16 protein-coding genes and 1 rRNA gene are annotated in these 16,917 nt (G+C 71.1%); 10 read left to right on the top strand and 7 right to left on the bottom strand.

The genetic code is table 11. The annotated features are described in order from the left end of the window. The first annotated feature begins 79 nt into the window (after positions 1–79). Together HG543_RS39145 and HG543_RS39140 are read left to right on the top strand one after the other, a co-directional pair. Complete coding sequence (locus tag HG543_RS39145; protein WP_169350022.1) at positions 80–694, top strand: sigma-70 family RNA polymerase sigma factor; 615 nt, start codon at positions 80–82, stop codon at positions 692–694. After that, positions 691–1,170 (top strand): anti-sigma factor family protein, encoded by a 480-nt coding sequence (locus HG543_RS39140; protein ID WP_169350021.1) that lies wholly within the window; start codon positions 691–693, stop codon positions 1,168–1,170. The genes HG543_RS39145 and HG543_RS39140 overlap by 4 nt, the downstream gene beginning before the upstream one ends. Before the next feature lie 92 nt (positions 1,171–1,262). Here HG543_RS39140 and HG543_RS39135 read toward each other — a convergent pair whose 3' ends face one another. Together HG543_RS39135 and glpD are read right to left on the bottom strand one after the other, a co-directional pair. Further along, entirely contained in the window at positions 1,263–3,047 is a 1,785-nt protein-coding gene (locus tag HG543_RS39135; protein WP_169350020.1) for a S8 family serine peptidase, read from the bottom strand. A 230-nt stretch (positions 3,048–3,277) separates the two neighbouring features. Continuing rightward, complete coding sequence (gene glpD / locus HG543_RS39130) at positions 3,278–4,975, bottom strand: glycerol-3-phosphate dehydrogenase (RefSeq protein ID WP_169350019.1); 1,698 nt, start codon at positions 4,973–4,975, stop codon at positions 3,278–3,280. A 1,100-nt stretch (positions 4,976–6,075) separates the two neighbouring features. Between glpD and HG543_RS39125 the strand changes: the two genes are divergently transcribed. From HG543_RS39125 to HG543_RS39115, 3 genes are read left to right on the top strand one after another with little or no spacing between them, the layout of a single operon-like run. Then, a complete protein-coding gene (locus HG543_RS39125) occupies positions 6,076–8,061 on the top strand; it encodes a TonB-dependent receptor (RefSeq protein WP_343073551.1) in 1,986 nt (661 codons plus the stop codon). Continuing rightward, entirely contained in the window at positions 8,058–8,828 is a 771-nt protein-coding gene (locus HG543_RS39120) for a hypothetical protein (RefSeq protein ID WP_169350017.1), read from the top strand. The genes HG543_RS39125 and HG543_RS39120 overlap by 4 nt, the downstream gene beginning before the upstream one ends. Continuing rightward, positions 8,825–9,664, top strand: a complete 840-nt coding sequence (locus HG543_RS39115; RefSeq protein ID WP_169350016.1) for a hypothetical protein — start codon at positions 8,825–8,827, stop codon at positions 9,662–9,664. Before HG543_RS39120 ends, HG543_RS39115 begins: the two co-directional genes overlap by 4 nt. A 155-nt stretch (positions 9,665–9,819) precedes the next feature. On the opposite strand, the gene HG543_RS39110 is transcribed toward HG543_RS39115, so the two are convergent. Continuing rightward, positions 9,820–10,038, bottom strand: coding sequence for a hypothetical protein (locus tag HG543_RS39110; RefSeq protein ID WP_169350015.1), 219 nt, complete (start codon positions 10,036–10,038; stop codon positions 9,820–9,822). A gap of 216 nt (positions 10,039–10,254) precedes the next feature. Between HG543_RS39110 and HG543_RS39105 the strand changes: the two genes are divergently transcribed. Next, positions 10,255–10,677 carry a hypothetical protein gene (locus tag HG543_RS39105; protein WP_169350014.1) on the top strand — a complete coding sequence of 141 codons (423 nt, stop codon included), beginning with the start codon at positions 10,255–10,257 and terminating at the stop codon, positions 10,675–10,677. Between the two features lie 65 nt (positions 10,678–10,742). Here the strand turns inward: HG543_RS39105 and HG543_RS39100 are convergent, their stop codons facing one another. Continuing rightward, on the bottom strand, positions 10,743–12,605 hold the full coding sequence (locus HG543_RS39100) for an ATP-binding protein (protein WP_169350013.1): 1,863 nt from the start codon (positions 12,603–12,605) through the stop codon (positions 10,743–10,745). A 385-nt stretch (positions 12,606–12,990) separates the two neighbouring features. On the opposite strand from HG543_RS39100, the gene HG543_RS39095 reads away from it, so the two are divergent. Both HG543_RS39095 and HG543_RS39090 read left to right on the top strand, forming a co-directional pair. Further along, positions 12,991–13,335 carry a DUF7577 domain-containing protein gene (locus tag HG543_RS39095; protein WP_169350012.1) on the top strand — a complete coding sequence of 115 codons (345 nt, stop codon included), beginning with the start codon at positions 12,991–12,993 and terminating at the stop codon, positions 13,333–13,335. Between the two features lie 45 nt (positions 13,336–13,380). Further along, the gene (locus HG543_RS39090) at positions 13,381–14,412 is read left to right on the top strand and encodes a tetratricopeptide repeat protein (protein ID WP_371876529.1); all 1,032 of its coding nucleotides are present in this window, start codon (positions 13,381–13,383) and stop codon (positions 14,410–14,412) included. Positions 14,413–14,440: 28 nt separating this feature from the next. Here HG543_RS39090 and HG543_RS39085 read toward each other — a convergent pair whose 3' ends face one another. Next, positions 14,441–14,740: a hypothetical protein gene (locus HG543_RS39085; protein WP_169350011.1), complete on the bottom strand. Its 300-nt coding sequence runs from the start codon at positions 14,738–14,740 to the stop codon at positions 14,441–14,443. Between the two features lie 65 nt (positions 14,741–14,805). Between HG543_RS39085 and HG543_RS39080 the strand changes: the two genes are divergently transcribed. Further along, positions 14,806–15,006 (top strand): SlyX family protein, encoded by a 201-nt coding sequence (locus HG543_RS39080; RefSeq protein WP_169350010.1) that lies wholly within the window; start codon positions 14,806–14,808, stop codon positions 15,004–15,006. Positions 15,007–15,009: 3 nt separating this feature from the next. Here HG543_RS39080 and HG543_RS39075 read toward each other — a convergent pair whose 3' ends face one another. Further along, on the bottom strand, positions 15,010–15,453 hold the full coding sequence (locus tag HG543_RS39075; protein WP_169350009.1) for a hypothetical protein: 444 nt from the start codon (positions 15,451–15,453) through the stop codon (positions 15,010–15,012). A gap of 524 nt (positions 15,454–15,977) precedes the next feature. Here HG543_RS39075 and HG543_RS55825 point away from each other — a divergent pair. Next, a complete protein-coding gene (locus tag HG543_RS55825) occupies positions 15,978–16,721 on the top strand; it encodes a zinc-binding dehydrogenase (RefSeq protein WP_343073550.1) in 744 nt (247 codons plus the stop codon). A 78-nt stretch (positions 16,722–16,799) separates the two neighbouring features. Here the strand turns inward: HG543_RS55825 and rrf are convergent. After that, positions 16,800–16,916: ribosomal RNA gene (gene rrf / locus HG543_RS39065) — 5S ribosomal RNA — on the bottom strand. Position 16,917 lies beyond the last annotated feature (1 nt).

The raw sequence follows: 16,917 nt of genomic DNA, 5'->3' as shown, positions 1-16,917 counted from the left end.
GCCCTCCCCCTTCCCCCGGGGCTTGGAGAAAAAACACGGGCCGGTGAAACTCCGGGCCGGCTCGTGACACGGTGGAGCCGTGGCTCTTCTTTCCGCGGTAAAGATGGTGCTGGCAGGTGCGCCCCCGTCCGACATGGACCGGGAGCGAGCCCTGCTGCGGCGCGCCCGCACCGGAGACCCCGCCGCCTTCCGCACCCTCTTCGAGCGCCATGCGCCCGGCGTGTGGCGCTTCCTGCGGGATTTGCTCCGGGACGAGGCCGCGGCGGACGAGGCGACGCAGGAGACCTTCGTCCGCGCACATGGGCGGCTCGGCGCGCTGAGGGACGAGGACCGGCTCGGCGCGTGGCTGCTCGGCATCGCCCGGCACGTGTACCTGGAGTCCCGCCGCCAGCGGGGCATCCACGTGGACGTGGAGGACGAGGAGCACGCGAGCCGGGTGGAGGCGGTGCTCCCCACGCCCACCCCGGAGGACCTGTTGCTGGACCGGGAGCTGGAGGGCCTGCTGGCCAACGCGCTGGGAATGCTCCGCGAGGAGCGGCGCGCCGCGCTGCTGCTGCGCATCGACCACGGGCTCCCCTACGAGGAGATTGCCTCGATCATGGGTTGGTCCCTGCAGAAGGTGAAGAACGAAATCCACCGCGCGAGGCTCCAGCTGCGCGAGCAGCTCTCCGGCCACGTAGGAGGCCGGCCATGAGCGCCTGCCGCGAGCACGAGCTGGACGCGCTGCTGTCCGGCGAGCTGTCCACCGAGGACGCCGTGCGCGTGAGCGCCCACGCCGACGCCTGCCCCGCGTGCCGTCATGCCCTGACGTGGCTCCGGCTGGAGCGCGGGTGGATGGCCCAGCGCGCGCGCCGCACGCCTTCCCGCCCCGCCCTGAACTTCTCCGCGCTGGAGGCCCGGTTGGCACGGCCCGCCGCGCCACCGCGCTGGTCGCCCCTGCGGGGCACCTGGGCCAACTGGGGGAAGATGATGATGGGCGCCGCCGCCGCGGTGGCCTTCGTCGGCCTCAGCATGGTGCAGGCGGGGCCCACCTCCACCCGCGAGGAGCCCTACGTGCTCACCGCCCTGACGGGCGAGGCGTGCGAGGACCCCTTGGGCGAGGCGGTCGCCGCGCTGGAGGCCTCCGTGGGCGCGTGCCTCGTGGCCACGCCCCGCTTCCCCCTGCGCTGAAAGACGCGCGCCACCGCTCGGAAAATGAAGAGCCCCCGGAGCCTCGCGGCGCCGGGGGCCTTCGTGCTTTCAAGCGTCCTCGCCGCCCCGCCTCACGGCGCGGGGGGGAACTTCGTGGCGGCGTAGGAGATGGCGTCGGCGGCCTGCACCAGGCCCCAGCCGTACTGCGGGTCGAGCCCCACGCGCCCCTGCAGCTTCTTGGCGCTCTTCTCCAAGGCCTCACGCACCTGGAGATTGGTGAGCTTCGGATTCGAGCTCCACACCAGCGCGGCCACGCCCGCCACGTGCGGCGTCGCCATGGAGGTGCCCGTCTGGAGGACGTAGTCCACACCGGACACGTCCACCGTCACGTTCTGGCCGAAGTACCCCTTGATGACACCCGCGTCCTCGAGCGACACGGACGTGGTGGGCACCCACGGGTAGAGGTTGGTGGTCAGCGTGAAGGTGCCCGCCCCGTCTCCCGCCTCGTTGTTGCCGATGATGACGGCCTTGGCCCCCGCCTGCATGGCGTGGCGCGCCTTCTCCTCGAAGAAGAGGCCGCCGCCGCGGTCCACGTACGCGACGAAGCCTTCGCAGGTGGCCTCCTCGCCGCAGGAGGCGATGCTGTCACCCAGGCCGCAGTTGATGAGCTTGCCCGAGTACTTGCCGATGCCCGAGTACTCCAGGGGACTGGACGCGAAGGGCTTGCCCGCCGCGTCGACGGCCGCGAACGGCGAGGCCCCGACAATGGTGGAGCTCAGCACGTTGACGCCCGGCGCCACCAGCGACACCTCCGCGCCATACTGCGAGAAGTTGGCCCACTCGCCATTGAAGTTCACCGCGCCCACCGCGATGACGACGTCATAGGCCGCGGGGAAGGAGACCTTGGCCGCGCCCGAGTTGCCCGTCGCGGCGATGGGCAGCACGCCCTTCTGGACGGCCTCCTCGAAGGCGAGCTTCTCGAGGGTCGACTCGTTCGGCGAGCCCAGCGACAGCGACGCGATGTCCGCGTCCTGCGCGGTGCACCAGTTGATGGCGCGGATGACGTCGGACGTGCTGCCGTTGCCCTCGGTGTCCAGCACGCGAGCAATCATCAGCGACACCGTGGGCGCCACGCCCGCCACGCCGTTGGACTCGCCGCCCGGCAGCACGCGCCCGCCCGCGCCGAGCTGCGCGCCGATGGTGCCCGCGGTGTGGGTGCCATGGCCGCCGCCCCACGTCACCGTGCCGTCATCGTTCTTGTCCTGGTCGTACGCCTCGTTGTCCCCGTCGATGAAGTCCTTCTGGGCGATGACCGCCGCCTCCAGCTCCGGGTGCCTCGGGTCCCAGCCGCTGTCGATGACGCACACCTTGATGCCGGTGCCGGAGGGGCGGCCCTCGTCCAGCACGCCGTCACCGTTCACGTCCCAGACCGCGGGCGCCTGCACCATCTTCAGGCCGTCCGTGTACTCGCCCGCGGAGCCGGTGCGGTTGGGCTGTCCCACCACGCCCAGCAGGGCGCGCGGAGACAGCCGGGGCAGCTCGAGGGCGGTCACCACGCGGTCGGGCTCCACCGCCGCGACGTCAGGATCTCTCGCGAGCGCCTCGCGGACCTCGGGCGTCACCCGCGCGGCCACCGCGTTCAGCTCCGGGAAGGAGTGCTTCACGCGCCCACCCATGCGCTTGACGCCGGCGGCGAACGACTCCGCGTTGGCCATGGCGCTGCCGGACACCCGGGGGCGGTAGGTGATGAGCACCGGCTCCGTGCCGTCGTCCAGCGCCTGCTTCCGCTTCTGGGCCTGGGCCGTGGGCAGCAACCTCTGCACCTCGGTGCCGGGGCAGGCCAGAGGCTCCACGGGCTTGTCCTTCTTGCACGCCACCAATCCTCCGACCAGCCCGAGCAAGACCCAACGCTTCATGTGTCGTTCTCCCTTGATGCCCCGGCCAGCGGGTGGTGTGCGGCGTGTCACTACCGGCGCTGTGGCAGGCCGGTGTGAACGAGAGGACAGCGTGTCCCGTTCCCGACGCGCAAGTTAAGCACGCCGGCCAGACGCCTGCTCGCGCGCCTGTCCGCCGCGCAACGGCTTCGGTTGACGGGGAGTGTGTGAGAAGTGGAGCGGCGGACGTTGCCGCCCGTGGAGCGCCCGCGTCAGGCCTCCGAGCTGTCGACTCCAAAGACGCGCAGCGCGTCAGCTTCGTACACGGCGAGCTGCCGCTGCGTCTCCGCGGCATCCCACCCCAGGCGCGGCGCCATCACCTCGGCGGCCACGCGGGCGGCGGCGCGGCCCAGGTCTCGCGTCTCGAAGGCCACCTTGAGCCGGCGGATGAGCAGGTCGGACAAGGTGAGCGCCAGCTCATGGGTGACGCCCCAGGCGGCCTCGGCGGCGCGGTAGGGCAGGCCCTCGGCGAGCGGCCGGGCCAGGGCGGGCTCCTCGCGCGTGAGGGCCCACACGCGGCGCCAGCGGTTGCCGTAGGCGCGCACGAGATGGACGGCGGTGGCCTCGTCGCCCACGGCGGCGCGGGCGGCGGCGAACTCGGCGTCCAGGTTGGGGATGTCACCGCCGGGCAGGGGCAGCGTCTCGGTGGGAGACTTGCGGTGGGCCTGGCCGAGGTGGCGCTCCACCGCGTTCACCACGTCGCGAGCCATGACGCGGTAGGTGGTGAGCTTGCCACCGCTGATGGCGAGCACCCCGGAGGGACTCACGTCGATGGCGTGCTCGCGGCTGGCGCTGCCCGCGTCGGCCTGCCGCCCATGGTAGCCGGCGGCGACGAGGGGACGGATGCCGGCCCAGGCGCTCACCACGTCATCGCGCGTGAGCTTCGCGGCGGGGAAGAAGGCGTTGGCGGACTCCAGGAGGTAGGCCACGTCCGCCTCGCTGGCCCGCACCTCGGCCGGGTGGGCGCGCGTGGACGTCTCCGTGGTGCCGATGATGGTGAAGCCCTCGGCGGGCAGGACGAACATGACGCGGCCGTCCTTGGGGGACAGCAGCGTGAGGGCGTCGCGGTGGCCCAGGCGCTCGCGCGGCACGGCGATGTGCACGCCCTTGCTGCCGCGCACCGCGGGGCTCGTCCCATCGGGCGCGTCGAGCTTGCGGATTTCGTCGCTCCACGGGCCGGTGGCGTTGACGATGGCGCGGGCGCGCACGGTGACTTCCTGGCCGGTGAGGTGGTCCACCACCACGGCCCCGCGGGCCTGCCCGTCCTCCAGGACGAGCCTGCGCACGGAGGCATGGTTGAGGACGGTGGCGCCGGCCTCGGAGGCACCCACCGCGTTGGCGAGGGTGAGGCGCGCGTCGTCGGTGGCCGCGTCGTAGTAGCGGGCGCCGCCCTTGAGCCCCTCGGCGCGCAGGCCGGGCTCGGCCTCCCGCACCTGCTTGAGGTTGAGCCGCTGGAAGCCCTTCACGTTCCGGAAGAGCGACAGGGCGTCATAGAGCATGAGCCCCGCGTTGAGCTTCCAGCGGGGTACGCGGGCGCCGGCATAGACGGGCCAGATGAAGGCGAGGGGGCGCACCAGGTGCGGCGCGAGCTGCAGGAGGCGCCGCCGCTCGATGCTGGACTCGAAGACGAGCCCCAGGTGCCCGTGCTCCAGGTAGCGGAGGCCACCATGGATGAGCCGGGAGGAGCGGCTGGAGGTGCCGCTGGCGAAGTCCTCGCGCTCGACGAGTGCCACCTTGAGGCCGCGCAGGGCGGCGTCGCGGGCGGAGCCGGAGCCGGTGACACCTCCGCCGATGATGAGGAGGTCGAACGGCTCGGTGGCCAGCGAGCGCAGGCGGTCCGCGCGGGGCGGGGGAGGTGGAACGTCGCCCTCGAAGGACGGCTGTCGGAGCGCGGCGGATTCGGAACGCACGAGAAGAGTTTAATGACTCGGGGAGCGTCTCGGCAGCGGAATCCAATGCGCCGCGTCAAGGGCTCTACAAGCCGAGCCCTCCGAGGGGGCAGTGGGGTGTTGATCAGGGGGCACGCGGTGGCGGCGGCCGCCTTGCGTGTCCTGGGGAAGACGGATAGGAGGCGGCCGACCCTCCCCTCCTCCCCCGGGCAGCGCCGTCTTGCTCAACCCCCATGACCGACGAGACCTGGCGTGCCTGGGACTGATGGTCCTGGTGTACGGGCTCGCGATCGCACCCGTGGTGCACGTGGTGGTGGGGCACGGGGGTGGATTGCCGGGTGTGACTCACCGGCACACCCACGCACACGGGCCAGGTGACGAGGCGCACTCGCACGAGTCCAGGGAGCAAGGTTCCCACCGGCACTCCCGGCCCTGGGACGGGCACGGGCCGGATGGGCACCAGCACCTGACGGGCTCGGTGGAGCATCTGCAGGCGATGGCCGCGACGTGGGCGGTGGTGAAGCCGCCGTGCGTGCGCGTTGTGTCGTGGCTGGCGGAAGTCGTGCGAGCGCCGCAGCGGGTCCCGGGCGTCGCGCTTCGCCCGACCGCGATGCCGCAGGGCCCATAAGGCCTTCGCTGTCTCTCGATTTCACGAGCGTGAGAGCCGGGCGCCGCCGGAGCGGAGCGCCGCGGCTGCTCGCGAGTGTCATTGAACAACCGTCTGCCGGTGGGGCCTTTCCCCGGGGCACACGTGCACCGTGACGTTGACGGGTGCGTGAGTCCCGGGGACCGAGTGCCGCGCCGCTGTCTGTCATTGCGTGCCCGTGTTCTTCGTTACCGCGTTGTCGGCGAGTGTCCTCGCTGTGTCTCCGGCCGTGTCGGCTCAGGCCGAAGGCGTGCCTCCCCATTCCGAAGCAGTGCCCCGGGCGGAAGAACCTTCCGCGATTTCGGGCCCCACCCCCGAAGCGCGAGAGCCGGACGCAGCGCGGGATACCGGGTCCACACCCGACAACGTGGTGCAAGCGCCCGCCGAGCCATCGAAACCTCCCGCCGCCACCGAGGCCGCGCCCGTCGAAGCATCAAGCGACGCCCAGGCCTCGCCCGCCGAGCCTCCACCCACCGTGACCACCGAGCCACGCAACACCGTGGTGCGAGGCACGCGCGCCACGCGAAGCGCCTCCGAGGTGACGCTGGGCCGCGACATCCTGGACGCCGCGCCGAGGACCACGGCGGTGGACCTGCTCCGCGCGGTCCCCGGGCTCGTGGCCTCGCAGCACAGCGGCGAAGGCAAGGCGCACCAGCTCTTCCTGCGCGGCTTCGATGCGCTGCACGGCCAGGACGTGGAGCTGGACGTGGGCGGCCTGCCGGTGAACGAGGTGAGCCACATCCACGCGCTCGGCTACGCGGACACCAACTTCGTCATCCCCGAGGTGGTGCAGTCCATCGACGTCACGGAAGGCTCCTACCGCGCGTCGCAGGGAGACTTCGCCGTGGCCGGCACGGTGCGCATGAACCTCGGCGTGGCCGAGCCCGGCGTCCACCTCGCGGGCACGCTGGGCCAGTACGGCCAGCGCCGCCTCGTCGCCACGGTGCGCCCCGGTGACGACGAGAGCACCTTCGCCGCGGTGGAGCTGGGCGAGGGCAAGGGCTACGGCGCTCAGCGGGGCTACGGCCGCGCGGCCCTCCTCGCGCAGGCCACGTCGAAGGTGGGTGACGGGCTCACGGTCCGCGCCCTCGGCGGCAGCTACGTGACGCGCTTCGACTCACCGGGCGTGGTGCGCGAGGACGACCTGCTCGCGGGCCGGGCCACCTTCTTCTCCCCGTCCACCGGCCGCCAGGGCGGCACCGTGTCGAGGCACCAGCTCCTGCTGGGAGTGGAGCTGCCGCGCACGGGCAAGGGGCGCACGAAGCTGGAGGTCTTCGGCATCCGCTCGGACCTGCGGCTGCGCAACAACTTCACCGGCTACCGCGTGGACGTGCGCGGAGACGGGCTGGAGCAGACGAACGACGTCTCCACGGTGGGCGCGCGCGCCGAGCACCGCCGGAGCGTGACGGCCTTCGATCGCCCAGTGGCGATGGAGCTGGGCCTCGGCGCCCGGCGAGACGGCGTGGAGCAGACGCAGCGCCACTACCGCGAGTCGGACGGCACCTTCTACTCGGACGACATCGACGCGCGCATCACGCAGACGGACGTGTGGGGCTGGGCCGAAGCGAGCATGCCGCTGGGCCGCTGGGCCCTGCGCCTCGGCGGGAGGGTGGACGCGCTGGGCGTGGAGGTCTTCGACGCGCTCGCCTTCAGCGACCCGCGCTTCTACGACGGGCGAGGCTACGCGCGCAGCGCCTTCGGCATGCACCTGGGCGCGAAGGCGGGCGTGGAGTACGCGCTGTCGGACGGCGCGGACGCGTGGCGCCTCTTCGCCAGCTACGGGGACGGCTTCCGCTCGCCGCAGGCGCGCAGCCTGTCGGAGGGCGAGCGCGCCCCCTTCGTCTCCATCCGCGGCGCCGAGCTGGGCGCGCGGCGTGACGGCGAGCGCTGGGCGGTGCAGCTCAGCCTCTTCGGCTCGCAGGTGGACAACGACTTCTTCTTCGACCACGCGGTGGGCTCCACCGTGTACACGGGCGAGACGCTGCGCTCGGGCGTCACCGCGGCGCTGCAGGCCCGGCCACTGCCCGGGCTCGTCGCGGCGCTGAGCGCCACGGTGGCGCATGCGTACGTGACGGACACGGACACGCTGCTGCCCTACTTCGCGCCGCTGGTGGCGCGCGCGGACGTGGGCTGGGAGCGTCCGCTGGAGTGGGCCTGGCTGGGCGGCCCGGGCACGACGTTCTCCGTCGGCACGGGGCTGACGTTCCTCGGCCCGCGCCCGCTGCCCTTCGACGAGCGGAGCAACACGGTGTTCCTCGCGGACGCGTACCTGGGCGTGCGGCGCGGCGAGGTGGGCGTGCGGCTGGACGTGAGGAACGCGCTGGACGCGCGCTGGCGCGACGGCGAGTTCGTCTACAGCTCGCGCTTCGACCCGGCGTCCGCCGCCAGCCTCGTGCCGGCGAGACATTTCACCGCGGGGTCGCCTCGGCTGGCCTCGCTCACCCTGGAGGTCCACCTGTGATTCGCAGACACATCCTGACGGGCGCGCTGGCCCTGGCCGCCGCGCCCACGTTCCTCGGCGGCTGTGGCAGCGAGGCGGAGCGCCGCGTCTTCCCCGTCGAGGTCTCCGCCACCCTGCCTGGCGGAGCCAACGAGCGCGGCTGGACGGTGACGGTGGAGTCCGCGCACGTATCCGTGGGCCCGGTGCGCTTCTTCGAGGGCCACGTGCTTCTGTCGTCCCAGCGAATGCCGCGCTTCGACTGGTACTCGCTCATCGGCGGCACCGCGCACGCGCACCCGGGGCACTACACGCCGGGCGACGCGCTGGGCGAGGTGCTGACGACGAGCACCGTGGACCTGCTCGCCGGAGCGACGCTGGGAGACGCGAGCGCGGTGACGGGGGAGTACGGCTCGCTGGAGCTGACGCTGGCGAAGCCCACGGCCACGACGGACGCGCAAGGCGTGCTGAATGGCCATGCGGTACGGGTGCGCGGTACGGCACGTAACACAGACGGAGGCACCGTACGCTTCGACGCGGTGGTGGACCTCCCCGCGCCGGTGGCCGGCGTACGCTTCGAGAAGTCCCTGGGCATGGAGGCCGGGCGGGTGCGCATCGCCATGGACCTGGGGAAGTGGCTGGGCCGAATCGACTTCGCCACCGCGACCGACCCGGACGCGGATGGCGTTCACACCTTCCCCGCCACGAGCCAGGCGCAGAATGCGCTGGTGCGCGGCGTGGAGGACACCACCGCCTACGTCGTGACGTGGGTGGAAGGAGCTGCGCGATGAGGAAGTGGATGCTGGGACTGTCGTTCCTCGGGTTGGCCGCGTGCAGTGAGGGCACGGGCACCGTCACCTTCACCACCTACGGCGAGGACTACATCGAGAAGGAAATCCCCGCGGCCGCCGGCACCGAGGCCGGCTTCGTGGACGGATGGACGGTGCGCTACAGCAAGTTCCTGGTGACGCTCGGCGAGGTGAAGGTCTACACGCACGACGAGACGGCCGCGGAGCAGGGCCCGCCGAAGGTGTTCGACGTGCACAAGCCCGGGCCCGTGGTGGTGGAGACCTTCACGAACCTGCCGGCGCAGGACTGGGACCACGTCAGCTATGCCATCGCCCCCGCGGGGAACGCGGTGGCGGGCAACGCGGACGCGCAGGACGTGGAGCGAATGAAGGCGGAGGGCTACTCCGTCTACATGGAGGGCACCGCGACGAAGGGCTCGGTGACGAAGCGCTTCGAGTGGGGCTTCACCACGAACACACTGTACGAGCACTGCGAGAGCCCCGACCTGGGCGAGGGCGTGACGGTACCCAAGGACGGCGAGGAGACGGTGGAGCTCACCATCCACGGCGACCACCTCTTCTTCGACGACCTGCAGTCCCCGGACGCGAAGATGCGCTTCGACGCGCTGGCCGCCGCGGACAAGCTGGGCATCGCGGGGCCGGACGGCGTGGTGACGCTGGAGGAGCTCGCGGCGGTGGACCTGACGGAGCTGCCGCAGGGCCAGTACGGCACGGGCGGCGCGGGCGGCGTGCGCAACCTGCGCGACTTCGTCACGGCGCTGGTGCGGACCGCGGGCCACTACCGCGGTGAAGGCGAGTGCGCTCCGAAGGTGCGCTGACGAATCCAGGGGCACGCCGGCGCGGCGGGTCTCCGGAGTAGACACGGTGGCGCGGTGAGCGCGGGCAGGGAGCTCCGCGATGCCTCACCGCGCCACCGAGCCAGGGCTGGAGCCGACCCCCTCCCGGCCCTGGAGGTGCGAGGTTCTACGCGGGCTCAGCTCTTGTTCGAGGAGCCGCCGCTGGAGTTCGAGCCCGGCGTGGAGCCGCCCGTGCCGCCGCCCTGGGTGTTGGACGAGTGACGGGGGCTGTTGGGATTCATCTGGTTGGAGCGGTTGTCCTGCGCGGCCTTCTGCGCTGGGTTGTTGGGGTTCTTCGTGTTGGAGCGCTGGTCGTTGGGGGTGGGCGTCCTGCCGCTGCCGTTGTCCTTGCTCATGGACCTACCTCGGGTGTCCCGGGCGGGAATGCCTGGGAGCGGTGCGCAAGGTAGGGTGGCGGCCCGGTTCAGAAACCCGGCCGGAGGGCCCGCGGGGTGTCGGGAAGCGCACGCCCGGCCGGGCCTCGCGCGGCGCGACGTGGGGAAACGTGAGCGGGCCGGGATGCCATCGCGAGCCACGGTGCCTACTCCTCTGCCCGAGGAGGTGATGGACGCGTGAGGATCGTGACCTACGAGCGCAGCGGCCGAACGAACACGGGAGCGCAGGCGCTGCGGCTGGAGGGCGTGAAGACGCTCAAGGTGCTGGAGCAGGGCGAGGTGGTGTCCGAGCGCGCCCTGACGGCGGACGAGGCACGTCGGCTGGGGCCGCTGATTGAAGAGGCCGGCCGGGGCCCGGTGCCGGTGATGATGCTGCCGCAGGCGGGTGGGCCGGACGGGCTGGCCGTGTCGCTGGCCTTCGAGGATGAGGAGACGCCCCGCGTGCGGCTCGCGGCGGAGCGGCTGCCTGCCCGTGGAGCGGGCCCCGCGTACGACACGCTCCTGGCGGAGCTGGACGCGATGCTGACGGCCGAACTCCACGCGAGAGCCCCGCGTCACGCGCACGTCGTGTGGCCACACGAGCTGCGCGACCAGGAGTAGTCCTTCCGTGCATCACGGTGCCCGAGGCGTGCGACGGGTGAGCCGCTCGTCTCTCGGGCGCCTGCTCAGGCGACCGCGGAGGTTGCGGGCTCCAGGGGGAGCCGCACGATGAAGGTGGCCCCCTGACCGGGCTCGCTGCGCACGTGGATGTCGCCATGAAGCGACTCGAGAATCTGGCGGACGATCCACAGGCCCAGTCCGAAGCCGCCGTAGTGCCGGTCGGACACGGCCCGCTCGAAGCGCTGGAAGATGCGCTCGTGGTCCTCGGGAGCGATGCCGATGCCATGGTCCCGGACGGTGAGCCGGGCATGGTCGTCCTCACGGGTGACGCGAACCTCCACCGGCTGCTGGGCGCCGTACTTGAAGGCGTTGGACAGCAGGTTGGTGATGACCTGTTCCAACCGCAGCCGGTCCCACTGGCCGACGATGGGCCCCTCCACCTCCATGTGGAGGGGACAGCGTGCGTTGGCGGCATCCTCCTGGGCTCGGGCGACCAGGTCCTGGACGAGGGCGGACAGGTCCACCGGCTCCTGCCGCACCTCCATCCGTCCCGCGCGGATGCGGGATACATCCAGGAGCGTGGAGACGAGCTGGTGGAGCCGCGCCACGGGGCGCTTCGCCGCCTCCACACGCTTGCGCACGTTGGAGCGCGTGACGTCATTGGAGCCGTCCTGCGGCACCGAGCGCAGCAGCAGGTCGAGCTGGAGCTGCAGCGAGGTGATGGGCGTCTTCAGCTCGTGACTGGCGATGGAGAGGAACTCCTCTCGCGTCCGCAGGGCCTCCTGGGCTTCCTGGGCGAGCACCTCCGCGTTGTGCCGGGCATTGACCAGGCCGGTGACCTCCACGGCCACGGCCATCACGCCCTGGATGGAGCCATCGGCGGCGCGCCAGGGTTGCCACGTGAGGTCGAAGTAGCGGCCGAGCCCTCCCACCCCGCCAGCCTCATGCCGGGGCTCGAGGAGCATCGGGACCTCGCGTCCAGAGAAGGGAACGCCGGTCTGGAACACGTCGTCGATGAGGCGCAGGAGTCCGGCGTTGATGTCGGGCATCACGTCGCGCAGCGGCCTGCCGATGGCGGAGCTCGGAGCATCGATGAGCTCCAGGGCATGGGGATTGAGCAGCTCGCAGCGATGGTCCGGCCCGCGAAAGACAGCGATGGCGACAGGGGCCTGGAGGAACAGAGACTCCATGCGCTCGCGCTGCGCCTGGGCTTCGGCGAGTGCGGCGTGCTCGCGTGCCAGTGACTCGGCGTGAGCCCGCTCCAGGCGGCGGCGCTCCGAGGCATCGCGCAACACGGTGACCGCGCCGAGCAACTCGCCCTCGGCGCCCATGACGGGCACGGCGCTCTCGTCCATTTCGCCTCGGGCTCCCAGCACGGGCGCGGCGCCTCTTTCCACGTCCGAACGCGTGCTCTCTCCATGAGACGACGGGCGGAGCGGCTCGGCGGCGGGAATGCGTTCAGCGACGACCGGGGACAGGGATGGCGCGACGCTCTCGCGGTGTGCGGTGCGAAGCAGGTGGAGGACCTGGCCGAGGGGGCGCCCCTCGGCAGGCGCGGCCGCCCCCGCGAACAGCCGTCCCGCCACGGGATTGACGTGGCGCACCACCCCTTGCGCATCGGTGATGACGGTCGCGTCTCCGCTTGCCTGGAGGAGCGCGGAGACCAGGGGAGACTCCGCGTTGGACAGCGTGCTCTGGGGTGCCCTTCGGGAATGGGCGCCAAGGGTCGCGGCGAGGCCGCCCACGCCGACGAACAGCAACATCTCCACGAGCGCGCCCGGAGGCGGCGTGCCCGGGCCCCCCCGGAGGAACGCGTACGAAAGCGCCGCGGTGACGAGGGTGGTGATCCATCCGGCCCCACGTCCAGCGACGAGGGACGCCACCAGGACGCCCATGACGAACAGGAGGAAGGTCGACGCGGTCGTCAACCAGGACTCCAGAAGCCGCTGTGAGAGGAACGCAACAGTCGCGCAGAGGACGGCGACGCCAGGAGCGGTCCAGACGGGGCGACCTTCGGGGGATGCGGCGTTGGGGTGGTGGAGCGCGCGCATGGAGAGAGCCTGGGCCGCATGGACAAACTCTGCACAACGAACGTTGGAAGCTACACATGGCATTCGCGCTCTGTTGGCTTTCGGCCTCTTGCGCGCGACTGTCAGGACCGCGAGTCCGCCCGAGCGGGAGCCCAGGAGTACCGCGAGCCGAGAGCCTATACAAACCCGGGACAATGCTGACCGGGAGGCAGCTCAGGGGACGGGCATGGACGTGGGTACAGGTAGGGTTGCCGGGGGCGCGGTGTTCTGTGAAGACAAGGGGATGAAGCGGGTGCAGTTCTCCGTGCATCGCACGGTGGGAGAGGCGCGGCTGCTGGCGGGAGCGCTGGAAGCCGCTGGGATATCGGTCGAGGTGCGCGGCGAATCGCTTGCTCCCCTGAGCGGGGAGATTCCGAGCGGCGAGACGTGGGTGGAGCTATGGCTCTGGCCGCACGAGGTGGAGCACGCGCGCGGGCTGCTGGCGGAGCTGCGAGAGAACCAGGAGGCCGCGGAGCGCTCGGTGGACTGTCCACGGTGCCATGAGGAGAACCCGGGCAACTTCGAGCTGTGCTGGAGCTGCGGCCTGGAGCTGCCCTCGGGGCTTCGGCCGCGGCTCCGCGCGGTGTAGGGCACGCCGGAATCGAAGCAGTGGCGGCGTGCACGGAGGGGAGGCATGGAAGTGCGCAGGGCAGAGAGCGAGCGAGAGGAGCGCGTGGACAATCCGTCGATGACGCCAGGGGCCGACCCGCGGGCGCATTCCGAGGGCGGGCGCTGGCGCCGGATGGACCGGGGGCTGCGGACGGCTCTGCTGGTGTCCGCGGCCGCACTGCTCATCCACCTGATTCCCCTCTTCCTCCCGAGGAACATGCCGGAGCAGGAGCTGGCCATCGCCCGCGCGACGCCATCCGCGGAACAGCGGGTTCATTTCCTGCTGCCCCTGCGGGAGCACCCGAAGGCGACCCCAGCGGACCTGCGCGAGGCGGCGGAGCTACTGCTAGACGGTGCGCCATCGGAGGCCTACGAGCTGGCGCAGGAGGCGGAGCGAAGGGACCCGAACGCGGTGGAGACGCAGCTGCTACTGGCGCGCATCTGCGACCTGGAGCGGATGGACCGCTGCGTGAGCTCCGCGCTGGAGCGGGCGGCACGCGTGGCGCCGAAGGACGCACGGCCGGACCTTCTTCGAGCGGAGCTCCAGGAGAAGGACGGCGACGTCGCGGGCGCGGCCGAGTCCGTGGGCCGTGCGTACGGCAAGACGCCCGCGGACCCGCTGGTGGGGCTGCGCTACGTGAGGCTGCTGAGCGCGGCGAAGCGCGGGGATGACGCCCGGAACGTGCTGCACGCTCTCGAAGGCCATATCCCCCGCGCCAGGCTGCTGGTGGAGCAGGGCCGTGTGTGGACGCGCGAGGGGCGGGACGCCGAAGCGGCGAAACTCTTCCGGAAGGCGGCGGAGGAAGACCCGAGGCTGGCTGTCGCCTTCTTCGAGCTGGGGCTGACGTGGCACCGGCTGGGAAACGAGGAGGCCGCGGAGGAGGCGCTGCGGCAGGCGGACAAGCTGGACCTGGCGGACCCAAAGGCTCTGGCGGCCCTGTGCGCGATGCAGCTCAAGAGTGGGCGCATCAACGACGCGAGGCTGACGCGAATGGACCTGGAGCGGCGCTTCTCGGGACAGCCGGAGCTGATCCGCCAGTCGTGTAGCATTCCCTGAAGCGACGGCGGCGCCAGGCGACACCCGGTCAGCGCGGTTCGATTCCGCGAATCTGCCTCAGCAGGCGAGCGGACGCCTTCACCTCGGCGTCGACGGAACCATCCACGCGCTCGGTCCGTACGACGGCCTGGAGGTAGGGAAGCGCCTCGTCGTCACGCTCCTGCTGGAAGAGCAACTCACCGAGGGCGAAGCGGGCCCGGGTGAGGAGGACGATGTCCTCGGCGGCGACGGCGGCGTCGATGGCATCGCTCAAGGCGGACTCGGCCAGCTCGGGCTGGCCCCGGGCGAGGAGCTCGCGAGAGCGCTGGATGTGTTCCTGGGCGTTCATGGCAAGGCGGTACCCGCGGCCAGAGGGGGACGCGAGAGGCCGCTCCGGGTTAAGGGTAGCGCCGCATGGACGAGAAGCGCATTGCCGAGCTGGAGATCCGCTACATGCAGCAGCAGGAGCTGCTGCAGGAGCTGAGCGACGTGCTGTACGACCAGCAGAAGGTCATCGCCACGCTGAAGGCGGAGGTGGAGGCCCTCAAGCAGAAGCTGGCGGGCGACCCGGGGCTGGTGGACGCCCGGCTGCAGGAGCGTCCACCGCACTACTGAAGCTCAGAACTTGTAGCCCAGGCGCAGGCCGAGGACCGGCTCCGGCTCGAGGTAGCCGACCTCGATGCCGATGCTGGCCGCCTTGCCCTGGAGGCCGAAGCCGAAGGCGGCGTGCGCGCGGAACTCGTCGCCTCGGCCGAAGACAAGCCACGGTCCGGCCAGAGCCTCGATGTAGACGCTGCGAGCGACGTTCGCGCGCAGGTATACGTCGAGCGGGATGCCGACATCGTTCCCGTCGGTGATGAGCGTCGCGCCAAAGCGGGCGCCAGCGGACAGGGAGCCCACGATTCGACCCTCCACGCCGAGCATGAAACTGAAGGCAGCGCTCTGGTCGATCCAATAGTCGGCCCCGAGCTCGGCGCGAACGGCGGCGGCCTCGGAGGTCGTGGGAGCGAAGAAGAGCCCCAGCGCGAGCAGACCGCCGAGACAGGGACGAAGCAGCTTCATTCAAAAGGCTCCTAGTGACGGTGGGAGCGCCACTCAATCAAGCCAGGGCTGCCGAGGCCAGTGACACGACGGTTTTCCCGTGTGGAAACGCAGGGTTCCAGTGTCTCGCGGCAGCCGCAACGGAAGGCAGACACTCCCAGCGGACCGCCGGACCTCCTGATGGCGCGAAACACCTGCAACCGTGAGACACGGCCATGGGTGAGTTCGCGCCGGGCGGGTCCGCCCGCGACAGGGGCGACACGTGAGTCTCCGAGGCGTCAGGCGCACAGGGGATGCGAGCGTTACTGGAGATGACGCATGAAAGCGATTCGCTATCACGAGTTGGGTGGGCCGGAAGTGTTGCGTCTCGAGGAGGTACCGGAGCCCGTGCCAGGCCCGGGAGAGGTACGAATCCGGGTCCGAGCGGCGGGAGTGAACTTCGCGGACACCGAGCGCCGGAGAGGCCTCTATACGACGCCCAGGCGCCGCTGCCGCGAATCCTCGGAAGCGAGGCCGCCGGAGTGGTGGAGTCCGTGGGCCCGGGAGTGGACTCTGGGTGGCTGGGCCGCCGCATGGTGGCCCTGACGGTGCGCAGCTACGCGGAGCTCGCCACCGCGCGTGAGCAGGAACTGCTCGTGCTCCCCGAGCGCGTGTCCTTCGAAGAAGGCGCCGGGCTCCTCGTGCAGGGCCTGACGGCCTGGCACATCATTCACACGATGGGCCGCCTCTCCGCGGGACAGTCGGTGCTCATCCACGCCGCAGCGGGCGGAGTGGGTCTCCTGGCGATTCAGCTCGCGAAAGCGGTGGGAGCCCGGGTGCTGGGAACGGTGTCGAGCGAATCCAAGGCGCGGCTCGCGAGGGAGTTCGGAGCCGACGAGGTCCTGCTCTACGGCGAAGGAGACGCCGCGGAGCAGGTGCGAGCGCTGACGGGAGGACGAGGCGTTGACCTCGTCCTGGACTCCGTGGGCGCGAGCACCTGGAAGAGCAGCTTCGACTCCCTGGCGCCATTCGGCCACCTGGTGAGCTACGGCAACGCGAGCGGCCCGCCACCTCCGGTGGACGTGGAGTCCTTGTATGAGAAATCCCTGAAGGTGAGCGCCTATTGGCTGCACACGAAGCACGCACCGGAGCTGCAGCGCCAGGCACGTGAAGCCTTGCGCACGGAACTCAGCGAGGGACGGTTGCGGGTGCAGCTCGGCCTGGTGCTGGAACTGGCGCAGGCCGCCGAGGCCCACCGCCAACTGGAGGGCCGGAACACGGTTGGAAAGGTCGTCCTGCGCGTGCCGTAGCCCTGGGCCAGGAAAAGACAGACCGTAGAAAAAAGAAGACCCCCGGTGCCCAAAGGGCACCAGGGGTCTTCAAAAAGAATCCGGCAGCGACCTACTCTCCCGCGCGGTTTCCCGCGAAGTACCATCGGCTCTGGAGGGCTTAACTTCCGTGTTCGGGATGGGAACGGGTGGAACCCCTCCGACATAGCCACCGGAA

It is taken from the genome of Pyxidicoccus fallax, assembly GCF_012933655.1.
GTDB classification, from domain to species: Bacteria; Myxococcota; Myxococcia; order Myxococcales; family Myxococcaceae; genus Myxococcus; species Myxococcus fallax.
Note: the sequence above shows the minus strand (reverse complement) of the source record. Positions and strands in the feature narration are given on the sequence as shown.